Origin of the sequence: Planococcus sp. CPCC 101016 (genome assembly GCF_007859295.1) — a bacterium.
Lineage (GTDB): Bacteria > Bacillota > Bacilli > Bacillales_A > Planococcaceae > Planococcus.
Genome location: NZ_VOHB01000002.1, coordinates 1 through 14,491 on the forward strand (window position 1 = coordinate 1; position 14,491 = coordinate 14,491).

The following is a 14,491-nucleotide window of genomic DNA, read 5'->3' on the forward strand; positions in this document are numbered from 1 at the left end:
CGTCAGACTTTCGTCCATTGCGGAAGATTCCCTACTGCTGCCTCCCGTAGGAGTCTGGGCCGTGTCTCAGTCCCAGTGTGGCCGATCACCCTCTCAGGTCGGCTACGCATCGTCGCCTTGGTGGGCCATTACCCCACCAACTAGCTAATGCGCCGCGGGCCCATCCTGCAGTGACAGCCGAAACCGTCTTTCCGTGGCTCCCCAGGAGGGGAACCAAACTATTCGGTATTAGCACCGGTTTCCCGGAGTTATCCCGATCTGCAGGGCAGGTTGCCCACGTGTTACTCACCCGTCCGCCGCTAAACTCTTGGAGCAAGCTCCAAGGGTTCCGCTCGACTTGCATGTATTAGGCACGCCGCCAGCGTTCGTCCTGAGCCAGGATCAAACTCTCCATTATAGAGAACATTTGACTGCTCTGTACTTGCTGGCGTATCGCCGTCCGAAGACGCGCGATTCGCTTTGATCTGTTTGCACTGATCAGTAAGTTTTGCGCGGGCCGTTTGCGCGGCCGTTGCTGTTTGTTGACGTTTTGCTGTTCAGTTTTCAAGGTTCAGTTGGTGTGTCGCGCTCATTGGCGACTCAATTAATATACCATGCTGAAATATAAGAGTCAACAGTTTATGCAAAAAAACTTCACTTTAATAAAATAAGCTTCTATATGAAATGAATAAAGAAGAAAACATGTCTGTACTTAGTTATAAACTTCTTCTAATAGAAGCTTGATTTATCTTGCAAGGAGCCTCTCCCGAATCAAGCGCTCGGTTCGGAGGTTACATGTTTTATAATATAAAATCCCGAAGCCAATTGATTAGAACCAATCTACTCGATTTGAAATCAAGCCTGGCAGATAAATAACGCTGCACTCGATTTCTTAAAATGTTTAAGGCATCTTCCTGCTCAACTGAACGGAACTTTCTGGGCTTATATATTTTTTAGAAGCTGGACAGTATTCGTTCCTAAACAGATGGGACAAACGCTTTCGAGACATTCATTAAACTTTCTCATGAAAACGAATAGGCCATATTGATGAGGCTGAAGGTTTCAGAACTTCCTTGAGCAATGCAGATGGTCACAAAATCATCCTGCCGCTCCATCGTGTTCCTTTGCGACGTAGAACTTTAAGAGACTCTATCCATTTAAAAATGTCTATGGTCCTGCATCGATTGGTTGCTGAATTCGCTCATAAAAAAACCAGCTGAATTTAATCAGCTGGCTGCAAGTTTATTCTTATTCTTCGTCTTCTTCTAGCGTTTCTTCTACATCATCGATCTTTTCATTAGCAACAACATCTTCGTCTACATAGACATCTGCTTCTGCACTTTCTTCAATCAATGTTTTTTCGATATCGCCATCCATTTCTTCCAGATCTTCAGGGATATCGATGTCTTTCTTCACTTTAGCCACAGTCGCCACAATTTCATCTTCGCCCAATCGAATCAAACGAACACCTTGCGTGCTTCGACCAGTTGTAGAAATATCATTGACGTCCATACGAATCAAAATACCATTGACGGTGATTAGCATAATATCTTCTGTACCATTGACAGTTCGTACGGCAACAAGCGGTCCGTTTTTATCTGTGATTTGGCAAGTCTTGATACCCATGCCGCCTCGGGATTGAACACGGTACTCAGCTTCTTTCGTCTGTTTTCCGTATCCTTTCTCCGTAATGACCAATACATTGTCGTTAGGATCTAAAATCTCCATGCCGACCACTGCATCGCCTTCACGAAGACGGATGCCCCGGACACCACTGGCTGTTCGGCCCATGCTGCGAATGTCCGTTTCAGGGAATCTGATCAATGCACCATTACGTGTACCAATGACCATTTCTTTATTGCCATCTGTCAGCTTCACTGAAATCAGCTCATCTTCTTCCCGAAGACTGATCGCAATCAACCCATTTTGGCGGATGTTGGCGTAATTCGTCACAGGCGTCCGTTTGCTGATCCCTTCACGGGTCGTGAAGAAGAAGAAAGCATCTTCCTTGAACTCATCGACACGTATAACCGCGGTGACTTTCTCTTCCTTGCTGATCTCCAAAAGATTGACCAGCGGCAAGCCTTTAGCAGTCCGTCCGTATTCAGGAATCTGATATCCTTTTTTGCGGTAGACTTTCCCTTTATTGGTGAAGAACAGAATGGTGTCGTGAGTAGACGTGTACAGCAGGTGTTCCACAAAATCGTCTTCGTTGGTACCCATTCCCTGTACGCCTCGCCCGCCGCGTTTTTGGCTGCGGTAAGTATTGGCCGGCAAACGTTTAATGTAGCCATTATGAGTTAACGTCAATACTGAAGCTTCTACTGGAATCAGATCTTCATCTTCAAACATTTCCGCTCCGCCGGTCGTAATTTCCGTTCTCCGTTTATCGCTGAAGCGTTCTTTTATTTCAAGCATCTCTTCTTGGATGATTTCAAGAATTCGATGTTCGTTTGCAAGAATATCTCTAAGTTCATCAATCAATTTCACTAGGCTTTGGTATTCTTCTTCAATCTTGTCTCTTTCCAGTCCAGTCAAACGCTGTAAGCGCATGTCTAAAATTGCTTGAGACTGGCGTTCTGACAAATTGAAGTCGGACATTAACCCGTTGCGTGCTTGTTCAGCCGTTTGTGAGCCACGAATCAAGGCGATGATTGCGTCAATATGATCCAAGGCAATACGCAAGCCTTCGAGAATATGCGCACGGTCTTCTGCTTTATTCAGCTCGAACTGTGTACGGCGGCGAATGACCACTTTTTGGTGCTCCAAGTAATGGAACAGAACTTCTTTTAACCCCAAAACTTTTGGGTGGCCATCTACAAGTGCCAGCATATTGATACCGAAGCTTGTTTGCATCGCTGTTTGTTTGTATAAATTATTCAATAAGACACTTGCGCTAGCATCTCTGCGAACTTCGATGACGATGCGCATGCCGTTACGGTCAGATTCATCCCGCAAATCAGTAATGCCATCAATTCGCTTGTCTCTCACAAGTTCAGCAATCTTCTCGATCAATCGGGCTTTATTTACTTGGTACGGAATTTCATTGACAATAATGACTTCTTTGCCATTCGCTTTTGTTTCAATATCAACAACTGAACGAACCAACACCGAACCTTTACCTGTTTCGTAAGCACGGCGAATGCCGCTGCGACCAAGAATAATGCCGCCTGTCGGAAAATCAGGACCTGGGATATATTCCATCAGTTCTTCAGTTGTAATAGCCGGATTTTCAGCTAGCGCTAAAACTGCATCAATGGTTTCACCCAAATGATGTGGGGGTATATTGGTAGCCATACCGACTGCAATACCAGAAGTTCCGTTTACCAGTAAGTTAGGAAACCGGCTTGGCAAAACAATTGGTTCTTTTTCCTGGCCATCGTAGTTATCTCTATAATCAATTGTATTCTTATTTAAATCACGGAGTAATTCCATGGAAATCTTTGACATTTTAGACTCGGTATAACGCATTGCTGCAGCCGAATCTCCGTCAACAGACCCGAAGTTCCCATGTCCGTCCACCAGCATATAGCGGTAGCTGAAATCCTGTGCCATACGGACCATGGTTTCATAAACAGCTGTGTCACCGTGAGGATGATATTTACCAATAACATCGCCAACGATACGCGCTGATTTTTTATAAGCTTTGTCTGAAGTAATCCCCAAATCATACATTGCGTAAAGAATGCGGCGATGGACAGGTTTTAATCCGTCACGTACATCCGGTAAGGCACGGGATACAATAACGCTCATTGCATAATCCAAAAATGAAGTCCGCATTTCCGTACTTATGTTTATTTCTTCAACACCACTGCTCGGCCGTTCAGCCATATCCGCAGCCTCCTCTCAACTCTACATCACTTAAACGTCTAGATTTTTAACGTATTTCGCATTTTCTTCGATAAAGTTACGGCGTGGTTCGACGTCGTCTCCCATTAAAATATGGAAAGTTTCATCCGCCACCATCGCATCGTTTAATGTGACCTGCAACAAAGTCCGGACATCCGGATCCATTGTTGTGTCCCATAACTGTGTAGCATTCATTTCTCCCAAACCTTTATAGCGCTGAATATTTGGCTTCGGTGTTGGAGATAGCTTTTCAAGTGCCACTTTTAATTGCTCATCTGTATAGACATAGTCCACATGCTTGCCTTGTTTGATTTGGAACAATGGCGGCTGGGCAATATAAATATAGCCAGCTTCAAGCAATGGACGCATGTAGCGGAAGAAGAACGTCAACAGCAAGGTGCGGATATGGGCACCATCAACATCGGCATCGGTCATGATAACGACTTTATGGTAGCGCGCTTTTTCCAAATTGAATTCTTCGCCAATCCCTGTACCGAGCGCTGTAATAATGTTACGGATTTCAGCATTGGTAAGGATCCGGTCAAGTCGGGCTTTTTCAACGTTCAGGATTTTCCCCCGAAGCGGCAAAATGGCCTGGAAATGGCGGTCACGGCCTGATTTTGCTGAACCCCCGGCAGAGTCACCCTCAACAATATAAATTTCACTGATTTTAGGGTCACGTGACGAACAATCGGCAAGTTTACCCGGAAGACTCGATACTTCCAGTACAGACTTGCGGCGCGTAAATTCACGAGCTTTTTTAGCAGCCATCCGTGCATGCGAAGCCATGATTCCTTTTTCAACAATTTTTCGCGAAACAGATGGATTCTCCAATAAGAACCGATCAAATCCGCCAGAGAATAAATTATTGACGATAGTGCTGACTTCTGTATTGCCCAACTTGGTTTTTGTCTGGCCTTCAAATTGTGGATCCGGGTGCTTAATGGAAATGATTGCAGTCAATCCTTCACGCACATCGTCGCCAGTCAAATTCAGGTCCTGCTCTTTCAGCATGCCATTTTTGCGGCCATAGTCATTGACTACGCGTGTCAAAGCCGTTTTAAAACCGGATTCGTGCGTCCCGCCTTCGTGGGTATTGATATTATTGGCAAAAGAAAAGATATTTGCTGCGTAGCCGGCATTGTATTGCATCGCTACTTCAACTGTAACGCCTTCTCTTTCTGCTTCAACAAAGATTGCTTCTTCATGAAGTGGATCTTTTGTTTTATTCAAATGCTCGACATACGACTTGATGCCGCCTTCGAAGTGATAGACTTTCTCTTTTTCTTCGCCTTCGCGCTCATCTCTCACGACAATTTTTAATCCGCGGTTCAAATAAGCAAGTTCGCGTAAGCGATGATCTAGAATATCAAATTCATAAACAGTGGTTTCTTTAAAGATTTCCGCGTCGGCTTTGAAACGGATAGTAGTACCCGTATGATCTGAATCACCGATTACATGAAGATCTTCTGTTACTGCACCACGCTCAAATTTGATGTAATGTCTTTTTTGATCACGGTTGACGAATACTTCTGTCGTTTCGGACAGGGCATTCACTACTGAAGCACCAACGCCATGAAGGCCACCGGATACTTTATAACCGCCGCCGCCGAATTTACCCCCTGCGTGCAATACTGTCATAATGACTTCAACTGCGGGACGTCCCATTTTTTCCTGCATGCCAACGGGGATGCCGCGGCCATTGTCTTCTACGCGAATCCAGTTGTCGGATTCAATGGAGACTTTAATTTCTGTACAATGACCTGCTAATGCCTCATCTATACTATTATCGACGATTTCCCATACCAAATGGTGAAGTCCTCTTGAACCCGTAGAACCGATATACATCCCTGGTCTTTTACGGACGGCTTCTAATCCTTCCAACACTTGAATCTGACTCGCTTCATATGATTCCTGTAGACCTTTTTCTTCCATAGCCATTCCATTCACCTGCTCTTTCTTACGCATTTCTTCATATTACATCTTCACAATCTGTTTTCTTCTATTTTCTTCAGGAGCGCCTGTGTCCGGTAAGGCGAACCGTAAGTGAAATCTTCAGTGACAACCAACGATTTCACGGATTCCTTAGGGACAAGCAGCCGCACAAAAGCAGCCGGCATCTTATTTTCATATTGAATGACGGCTATAATTTCAGCTATTCGGAGGATTTGTGCTGCTCCAATCTGGATATACACGTATTTTCACTCCTTGACTGTCCCGTGAGAAACCTCAAAAAGACGAGCGTTTTGAATCGTTTCATGCTGGATTCCTTCAACACTTGTCGTAGTGACAAAAGTCTGGACGGATCCTTTGATCGTATTCAATAAATGAGACTGCCTGTAATCATCCAATTCAGAAAGTACATCATCCAGCAGCAGCACTGGCGCTTCTCCGACTTCCTGCTTGATCAGCTCAATTTCTGCTAATTTTAAAGACAGTGCCGTTGTGCGCTGCTGCCCCTGCGAACCATAAGTTTGAACATCGTAGCCGTTAACGAAAAACTGAAGTTCGTCGCGGTGCGGACCTACAAGCGTCACACCCCGTTCAATCTCCCGTTTGCGTACCTCTATCAGTTTCTGCTCTAAAAAAGACGCCATTTCTTCAGGCGTCCATTCAGGCTTTAAACCGCTGATCGGTTGATAGCGGATTTGAAGTTGTTCCAGCCCTCGGGAAATGCCGTGATGGATCGGTTCAGCCCATTTCTGCAAAAGTTCCATGAACTGATACCGCTTGCGGATGATTTTGACAGCCGATTCGATAAATTGTTCTGTGTATACATCGAACATGACGTCATTGATTGTTTGTTTTCCATAATGTTGCTTTAATATATGATTTCTTTGTTTGAGGAGTTTTTGATAAGTGACTAAATCATGCAGATAAACCGGTGAGATTTGTCCAATTTCCATGTCAATGAACCGTCTGCGTACTTGTGGACTCCCTTTGACAAGATGCAAATCTTCAGGGGCAAACATGACGACATTCAATTGGCCAATATAATCACTCAACCTGCGTTGCTCTAGATGATTTACTTTTGCTTTTTTTCCTTTTTTTGACAAGGTAATTTCAAGGGGCAGTTTACCGTATTTCCGATAAACATCAGCTTTTATTTTACCATAATCAGCTTCCCAGCGTATCAATTCCTTGTCATTGGAAGTCCGATGCGATTTCGCCATGGATAAAACATACAAAGATTCCATAACATTGGTTTTCCCTTGTGCGTTTTCTCCTATAAAGACGTTGATCTCTGGAGAAAAATCCAGTTCTAACGATTCGTAGTTCCGATAATTGACAAGCTCAAGGCGGTCAATCCGCATCGAAGCTCATGCCTTCAGCCGTCACGATACGAAAATCTCCAAACCCTGGAATATTTACGAGATCATCTGGACGCAACTTCCGACCTCTCCGATTTTCAGCTTCACCGTTTACAAAAACTTCATGTTCACCTAAAAACCATTTGGCCATTCCGCCTGAACTTATTGTATCCGTCATTTTCAACAATTGCCCAAGTGTTATATATTCAGTCTCAATCCCGATTTCTCTCAAAATGCACTCATCCTTCGATTCATAGTCTATCCCTCTATTTTACCCTATTTTAGCTAAAAAGTAAAAAGGATAGCCTATATGGCTATCCTGAGGGTCTGTTTTAATTTTAATATGTTCGGACAGGAAGAATCAGTTGCAAAATAGAGTCATCCAATGCCGATTTCAAGATGAATGGGCGCATGGCTCCAGTAAACTGGATGACGACATCTTGTCCATCAATTGCTTTTAGCGCGTCCATCATAAATTTGGCGCTGAATGAAATTTTCAGTTCTTCTCCTTCGATGCTATGAGCCTGCAGCTGCTCTTCTACTTTCCCGACTTCCGGTGAATTAGAAGAAACTTCGACTTCATTGCCTGCATTTGCCGAGAAGCGGACGACATTATTGCGTTCTTCTCTGGCCAATAGAGACGCTCGATCAATCGCCTGCAGAAGCGAACGGCCATTTACAGTAACCGTAGTCTTATATTCTGCAGGGATCAGACGGGTCGTGTCCGGATAGTTTCCTTCTAATAGACGGGAGAAGAATAGAATGTGTTTGGATTTGAATAAAACCTGCTGGTTGGTCATGACGATTTCGACCGCTTCAGAAGTATCGTCCAGAATTTTGTTCAATTCAGTCAAACTTTTCCCAGGAATTACAACACTGTACTCCCCCTCAGGCAAAGTTTCCAATTTGGTTTTCCGACGTGCCAAACGGTGGCTGTCGGTTGCTACGCAAACCAATTCTCCGTCTTTTACTTCCCAATGAACGCCTGTCAGTACAGGACGTGTTTCTGAACTTGATACAGCAAATACGGTTTCACGGTTAATGGTTTTCAATAGATCAGCTGGAATGGTAAACAACCGATCATCTTGAATATCCGGTAGTTGTGGATAATCCATTGCATCCAAGCCGATTAAATGAAACTCGGATTTTCCTGAGCGGATATGCGTCTGGAAATTTCCTGTGATTTCAATCTCCACTTCATTAGTAGGCAATTTACGGATGATTTCCCCGAAAACTTTTGCTTGAAGAACAATACTTCCTCCATCTGTTACCTGGATGATCTGTTCTCCATCTTCTTCTGCTGGAATGAAGGTTTGGATCGTGATGTCAGAATCACTGCCAGTCAACCTCATTCCATCAGAAGTAACATCCATTTTAATCCCCGTTAAAATCGGAATGGTGGTTTTTGAACTTACTGCTTTCATTACATCGTTTAATCCTTCAACTAGTCGCTCACGTTTTATCTCGAATTTCATTCTCGAACCTCGCTTATATATATATTTTATTTAAAGGCTTTTAAAGTAATAGTAGTAGTAGGGCCTGTGAATATGTGGATAAGCCCTTTAAAGTCAATAAAAGCAGCTTATCCACATGTAGACAGTCTGTGCATAAACTGCTTGCTAATTTATTGGTTTATCCACAGTCTTTTTTACTTGCCAAGCGCACTTTTAATGTCCTTGACGTCCTGCTGCAGCTGCTGATTGTCTTTCAGCATTTTTGAAATTTTATCATGGGCGTGAATAACAGTTGTGTGATCGCGTCCCCCGAATTCCTCGCCGATTTTAGGCAAAGAGAAATCGGTCATTTCACGTGACAAGTACATCGCGACCTGGCGTGGATAAGCAATATCCTTGGTGCGGCGCTTTGTCTTGAAGTCTTCCAGTTTTACATTGAATTGTTCGCCGACAGCGTTTTGAATATCTAAAATCGTAATAACTTTCGGTTTCGAATTCGGCATGATGTCTTTTAAGGCTTCTGCAGCCAATTCTGCGCTCATATCACGGTTGATCAAAGAGGAATAAGCCACAACACGGATCAGGGCCCCTTCAAGTTCGCGGATATTCGAGTCAATGGAATTGGCGATATAGGTCATGACATCGTTCGGTATATCCAGTCCATCAGCTTTTGCTTTTTTACGTAAAATAGCGATCCGTGTTTCCAGATCAGGTGGTGTAATATCCGTGATCAGGCCCCATTCAAAACGGGAGCGGAGCCGATCTTCCAATGTCGGAATCTCTTTTGGCGGCCGGTCACTCGAAATGATGATCTGCTTGGATTCTTCGTGCAGCGTATTGAACGTATGAAAAAATTCTTCCTGCGTCTGTTCTTTGCCCGCTAAAAACTGAATATCATCGATCAGGAGGATATCGACACCCCTGTATTTGTCACGGAATTCCCCAGTTTTATTGTCACGGATTGAATTGATGAATTCGTTCGTAAATTTTTCCGAAGACAAGTAAACTACTTTGGCGTTCGGATTGTGTTCGAGGACATAATGTCCGATTGCATGCATTAAATGTGTCTTACCAAGTCCTACTCCCCCATAGATAAACAGCGGGTTATAAGCTTTTGCTGGCGCTTCGGCCACAGCCAAAGAAGCGGCATGGGCGAAGCGGTTGCCTGAACCAATTACAAAGGTATCGAAAGTGTATTTAGGATTCAGCATGCCAGGCAAAAACTCTTGCTGCTGGTCTTGTCCCGGTTTAATACGAGGCGCAGGGAGTTGAAAATCATCCATATCCTGATCTTTGGGCACAACAAATTTAATCATCATATCGTCGCCAGTGGAATCTGATAGAATTCCGGTAATCAAATGCACATAATGGTTTTCCAACCAATCACGGGCAAAGGAATTCGGCGCTGAAATAGTGACAGTATCATCCTGGTAGGATAAAAGTTTTGTTGATTTTAACCACGTTTCAAAACTTGGTTTGGAGATTTTAGTTTCAACTTGGGCTAAGACACTCGACCAAAGTTCGTCTAAGTGTTCCAATAGCTCTTCTCCTTTATATGTAACTATATTTTAAAGTATATCATACACAAAATCACAGCTTGTGGATAACATTCATAAACAAGGTGGTGAATAACTATCCACACCTTACCCACAATTTGTGGATAACTTATTTAGGGTGAAAACTATTAACAAGTGAAAACAAGTTAATGTTACCAAAAAAGAATAGACAATACAAGAAGTTCTTTAAGTTATCCACATAATAATTTTTGTTCACATTGGAACTATCCACAAGGGGTTTGTATGTTAAAAAACTGTAGATAAGGCATGTGGATAATTATTTTTTGAAAAAAAACAGTGCACAGGCCATCAAGGGATAATTAAACAAACTGTGTATAACTTGAGCAGCGTGAAGGAAGGAGATCTGGAGGTGTTTTTTAATAAGACATTGACATTTATACCTTTACGCCTTTATAATAGTCGAGACTGTCTTTAGAAAAATAGTTAACTCTTATTATAGGAGGTGTCATATATGACATTGCGCACATATCAACCAAATACACGTAAACACAGCAAAGTACACGGCTTCAGAGCACGTATGAGCACAAAAAACGGACGCAGAGTATTAGCTGCACGCCGTCGTAAAGGAAGAAAAGTATTATCAGCTTAAGTCCACTGACCGCATCAGTGGTCTTTTTTTCTTTTCTGCTGCATTTTAGCGGAAATGTATTAAATTAAGCAGGTGAAAGAATGAACAAGCACCAACGGATCAAGAAGAACAAAGAGTTTCAGCAGATCTTTAAAAAAGGAAAATCTTTTGCGAATCGGCAGTTTATCGTTTATGTATTAAAGGTTGAGCAGCCTGAATTTCGCCTTGGATTATCCGTCAGTAAAAAAGTAGGAAATGCAGTAGCACGCAATCGCGTTAAACGTTATATCCGGCAAACTTTCCTGGAATTGAAAGACGATTTATTGCCGAATGCGGACTACATTATCATCGCCCGACCACAGGCGGCCACAATGGATTTTCACGAAAGCAAGAAAAGTCTTGAACACGTATTGAGAATCGCACGTGCATTGCCAAAGAAGTAGAAGGCAATGCAGAATAGATGTTATTATAGAAGTAATTGAAAATTAGTTTGGGGGAAGAAGGGTGAATAAGAAATTAGTTTTGCTTATTTCACTGATCGCAGTAACGTTGCTGCTTTCCGGCTGTACGGAGTTTGACAAGCCGATCAGTGACCAGAGTGAAGGATTTTGGAATGAATTTATCGTTTGGCCATTAGTATCCGCCATCACATACTTCAAAAATTTGCTGGGAACTTACGGTTTCGGGATTATTGCCGTCACTGTCATTATCCGGTTAGTGATGCTGCCATTGATGATCAAACAAACGAAAAGTTCGAAACGCATGCAGGAAGTGCAGCCTGAACTTGTTAAACTGAAAGAAAAGTACAAATCGAAAGACGCTGTTACGCAACAGAAATACCAAAAAGAAATGATGGCTTTGTTCCAGGAGAAAGGCGTCAACCCAATGGCGGGTTGTTTGCCGGTCTTGATTCAAATGCCGGTCTTGATCGGTTTTTATCACGCGATCAGCCGCATGAACAGTACGCCTGAAATCGATTTGGGAGCATTTCTTATTTTCCCGCTGGCAGAACCAAGTATTATCCTAGCAGTCATCGCCGGGTTGATGCAGTTTGTTGTATTGCGGACTGGACCAGCTATGGACAATCCTCAAATGAAGATCATGATGTATTTCATGCCGGTAATGATCATCGGATTCGGTGTTGTATTGCCATCTGCCTTGACGCTTTACTGGGTCATCGGGAACATTATTTCACTTATTCAAAATCTGTTTATCTACCGTCCATGGGAGAGAGAAAAAGTACAGCAGCAACCTGTTAAAACGAAAGCAGGAGGGGTTAAAAAGTGAAACAGATTACGCAGACGGGTACAACTGTTGAAAACGCGATATCTGAAGCATTAGAAAAACTCCAAGTTAAACGTGAAGAAACCCACATCAAGATCATTCAGGAAGAGAAAAAAGGTTTTTTCGGTTTTGGGGCCAAAAAAGCAGAAGTTGAAGTTACTGTAATTGAAAAAACACCGCTTCCTGAAAAAGAAAAAACGGATAAAACAGCTGAGACAGCTGCTGAAATCAAGGAAACATCTCAAATGCTCCCTGAAAAAGAGGGAGAAGAGGAAGAAATTCCTGCAGTCTCGAATGAACAAGCGATTCAAGAAACAAAAAATTACATTCAATCGATTGCCAAAGGCATGAAAATTGAAGATTTGTCGATTACCCATGAGCAACGCGGCAAAAAAGTGGATTTTTACTTGGAAAGCGAAAAAGTAGCCATGCTGATCGGCAAACGGGGACAGACTTTGAATTCTCTTCAGCAATTGGCCCAGCTTGTCGCCAATAAATACTCGAATCAATTCATGATGGTTCAATTGGACGCTGAAAATTACCGGGAACGCCGCCAGGAAACATTAGAGCAATTGGCAGACCGGATGGCGGACAAAGCGATTCGGACCGGTGGACGGGTTCAATTCGAACCAATGCCGTCATACGAGCGAAAGGTCATCCATCAGGCTTTATCAAGACGTTTGGACATTGATACGTATTCCGAAGGGAAAGATCCCAACCGCTATCTTGTCATTGAACCGCATAAATAATTGAAAGTCCGCCAATATGGCGGGCTTTTTTTGTGCCCAATTGATGAAATTTAGGAAAATGAAGCACTGTGTCTTTTGATTTCGGATGCTTTATGCTATTGTAGTATGTTAGAAAGCCATGTGCATTTACTGGTTGTCCACATGTGGACAACTTTTTTAAAGCGAAAATTAAAGTTATGAACATATATTTTGGTCATCAGGCTGCCGCGCTGTTTTGTTTGTTATCCACAGAGCTGCGCTGCCGCTTTTCAATTGGCTGGCTGTATCGGAATGCTCCTCTCAGGACATAAGCCGATGCCGCTTGTCTTAAGAGGAGGAACATCATGGAATTCGACACAATCGCAGCCATATCGACACCGAGCGGAGAGGGAGCAATTGCAATTGTCCGTTTGAGCGGTCCAGAAGCTGTAAACATTGCGGACAAGCTGTTTCGGGCTCCCAGCAAGAAAGCATTGGCTTCTCAAGCGACCCATACTATCCATTACGGACACTTAGAAGATCCCGCAACAGAGGAAGTAGTGGAAGAAGTCATGGTATCACTCATGAAAGCTCCTAAAACATTCACCCGTGAAGATGTAATTGAAATTAATTGCCATGGTGGCATTGTTTCAGTCAATCGGGTGCTTGAATTGGCATTGCGTGTAGGAGCAAGACTCGCAGAGCCAGGTGAGTTCACCAAACGGGCATTTTTAAATGGCCGCATCGATCTGTCTCAGGCAGAAGCAGTTATGGATTTGATTCGTGCGAAGACGGACCGTGCTATGGATGTTGCACTCAACCAGATGGAAGGGCGCCTGTCGAAGCTGATCGGTACGCTGCGCCAAGCCCTTCTGGAATCGATTGCCCAGATGGAAGTGAATATTGATTATCCGGAATATGATGATGTGGAAGAAATGACACGTCCGATTATGCTGGAAAAAGCAAAATGGGTCCGTTTGGAAATCAATAAATTGCTGCAGACATCTTCGCAAGGAAAAATCTTGAGAGAAGGGCTTTCAACCGTCATTCTGGGACGCCCAAATGTCGGAAAATCTTCTCTATTGAATAGCCTTGTGCAGGAAAATAAAGCCATTGTCACAGAAATAGCGGGAACAACCCGTGATATAATAGAAGAATACGTAAATGTCCGCGGTGTACCGCTGCGTTTGGTCGATACAGCAGGCATCCGGGAAACCGAAGATATTGTCGAGCGGATCGGCGTTGAACGTTCGCGGAAAGTTTTAAAGGAAGCCGATTTAATTCTTTACGTTTTAAACTATGCAGAAGCGTTGACTCCGGAAGACGAGCTGTTGTTTGAAACGGTCAAGGACATGGACTATATTGTGGTTATTAATAAAACCGATTTGCCGCAAAAAATCGATCTGGAACAAGTACAGAAGTTGGCAGGCGATAAGCTGCTGGTGACGACTTCCTTGATTGAGGAAGAAGGCATCGATCAGCTTGAAGAAGCTATAGCCGACCTGTTTTTCCAAGGAGAAATCGAAGCAGGGGACATGACCTATGTATCCAATGTGCGCCACATCGCATTGTTGCACCAGGCACATCAAACCATCTCAGACGCCATTGAAGCAGCTGAAATGGAAGTTCCCGTAGATATGATTCAAATTGATGTCACCCGAACATGGGAAATTCTTGGTGAAATTATTGGAGATACCGCAGATGACGGACTTCTGAACCAATTGTTCTCTCAGTTCTGTCTAGGGAAATAAAACTCGAAGGG

12 protein-coding genes and 1 rRNA gene are annotated in these 14,491 nt (G+C 43.4%); 5 read left to right on the plus strand and 8 right to left on the minus strand.

Annotated features, from left to right (window positions below; translation table 11 throughout):
* From FQV26_RS00050 to dnaA, 8 genes are all read right to left on the minus strand, one after another.
* Positions 1 to 397 (minus strand): 16S ribosomal RNA (locus FQV26_RS00050); the annotation flags it as partial.
* A gap of 830 nt (positions 398 to 1,227) precedes the next feature.
* Complete coding sequence (gene gyrA / locus FQV26_RS00055) at positions 1,228 to 3,810, minus strand: DNA gyrase subunit A (protein ID WP_146555338.1); 2,583 nt, start codon at positions 3,808 to 3,810, stop codon at positions 1,228 to 1,230.
* 30 nt (positions 3,811 to 3,840) lie between these two features.
* Positions 3,841 to 5,769, minus strand: coding sequence for a DNA topoisomerase (ATP-hydrolyzing) subunit B (gene gyrB / locus FQV26_RS00060; protein WP_146555340.1), 1,929 nt, complete (start codon positions 5,767 to 5,769; stop codon positions 3,841 to 3,843).
* Between the two features lie 44 nt (positions 5,770 to 5,813).
* Positions 5,814 to 6,023 carry a hypothetical protein gene (locus FQV26_RS00065; RefSeq protein WP_146555342.1) on the minus strand — a complete coding sequence of 70 codons (210 nt, stop codon included), beginning with the start codon at positions 6,021 to 6,023 and terminating at the stop codon, positions 5,814 to 5,816.
* 6 nt (positions 6,024 to 6,029) lie between these two features.
* The gene (recF, locus tag FQV26_RS00070; protein WP_146555344.1) at positions 6,030 to 7,142 is read right to left on the minus strand and encodes a DNA replication/repair protein RecF; all 1,113 of its coding nucleotides are present in this window, start codon (positions 7,140 to 7,142) and stop codon (positions 6,030 to 6,032) included.
* The gene (gene yaaA / locus FQV26_RS00075) at positions 7,132 to 7,371 is read right to left on the minus strand and encodes a S4 domain-containing protein YaaA (RefSeq protein WP_146555346.1); all 240 of its coding nucleotides are present in this window, start codon (positions 7,369 to 7,371) and stop codon (positions 7,132 to 7,134) included. The genes recF and yaaA overlap by 11 nt, the downstream gene beginning before the upstream one ends.
* A 106-nt stretch (positions 7,372 to 7,477) precedes the next feature.
* Positions 7,478 to 8,614 carry a DNA polymerase III subunit beta gene (dnaN, locus tag FQV26_RS00080; RefSeq protein WP_146555347.1) on the minus strand — a complete coding sequence of 379 codons (1,137 nt, stop codon included), beginning with the start codon at positions 8,612 to 8,614 and terminating at the stop codon, positions 7,478 to 7,480.
* Between the two features lie 173 nt (positions 8,615 to 8,787).
* Positions 8,788 to 10,131 carry a chromosomal replication initiator protein DnaA gene (gene dnaA / locus FQV26_RS00085; RefSeq protein ID WP_146555348.1) on the minus strand — a complete coding sequence of 448 codons (1,344 nt, stop codon included), beginning with the start codon at positions 10,129 to 10,131 and terminating at the stop codon, positions 8,788 to 8,790.
* Positions 10,132 to 10,621: 490 nt separating this feature from the next.
* Between dnaA and rpmH the strand changes: the two genes are divergently transcribed.
* The 5 genes from rpmH to mnmE all read left to right on the plus strand — a co-directional run bounded on the left by rpmH (position 10,622) and on the right by mnmE (position 14,480).
* A complete protein-coding gene (gene rpmH / locus FQV26_RS00090) occupies positions 10,622 to 10,759 on the plus strand; it encodes a 50S ribosomal protein L34 (protein WP_146555349.1) in 138 nt (45 codons plus the stop codon).
* Positions 10,760 to 10,839: 80 nt separating this feature from the next.
* Positions 10,840 to 11,181 (plus strand): ribonuclease P protein component, encoded by a 342-nt coding sequence (gene rnpA / locus FQV26_RS00095; protein ID WP_146555350.1) that lies wholly within the window; start codon positions 10,840 to 10,842, stop codon positions 11,179 to 11,181.
* Between the two features lie 61 nt (positions 11,182 to 11,242).
* A complete protein-coding gene (gene yidC / locus FQV26_RS00100; protein WP_146555351.1) occupies positions 11,243 to 12,025 on the plus strand; it encodes a membrane protein insertase YidC in 783 nt (260 codons plus the stop codon).
* On the plus strand, positions 12,022 to 12,771 hold the full coding sequence (jag, locus tag FQV26_RS00105) for an RNA-binding cell elongation regulator Jag/EloR (RefSeq protein WP_146555352.1): 750 nt from the start codon (positions 12,022 to 12,024) through the stop codon (positions 12,769 to 12,771). The genes yidC and jag overlap by 4 nt, the downstream gene beginning before the upstream one ends.
* A 323-nt stretch (positions 12,772 to 13,094) precedes the next feature.
* The gene (gene mnmE, locus FQV26_RS00110) at positions 13,095 to 14,480 is read left to right on the plus strand and encodes a tRNA uridine-5-carboxymethylaminomethyl(34) synthesis GTPase MnmE (RefSeq protein ID WP_146555353.1); all 1,386 of its coding nucleotides are present in this window, start codon (positions 13,095 to 13,097) and stop codon (positions 14,478 to 14,480) included.
* Positions 14,481 to 14,491 lie beyond the last annotated feature (11 nt).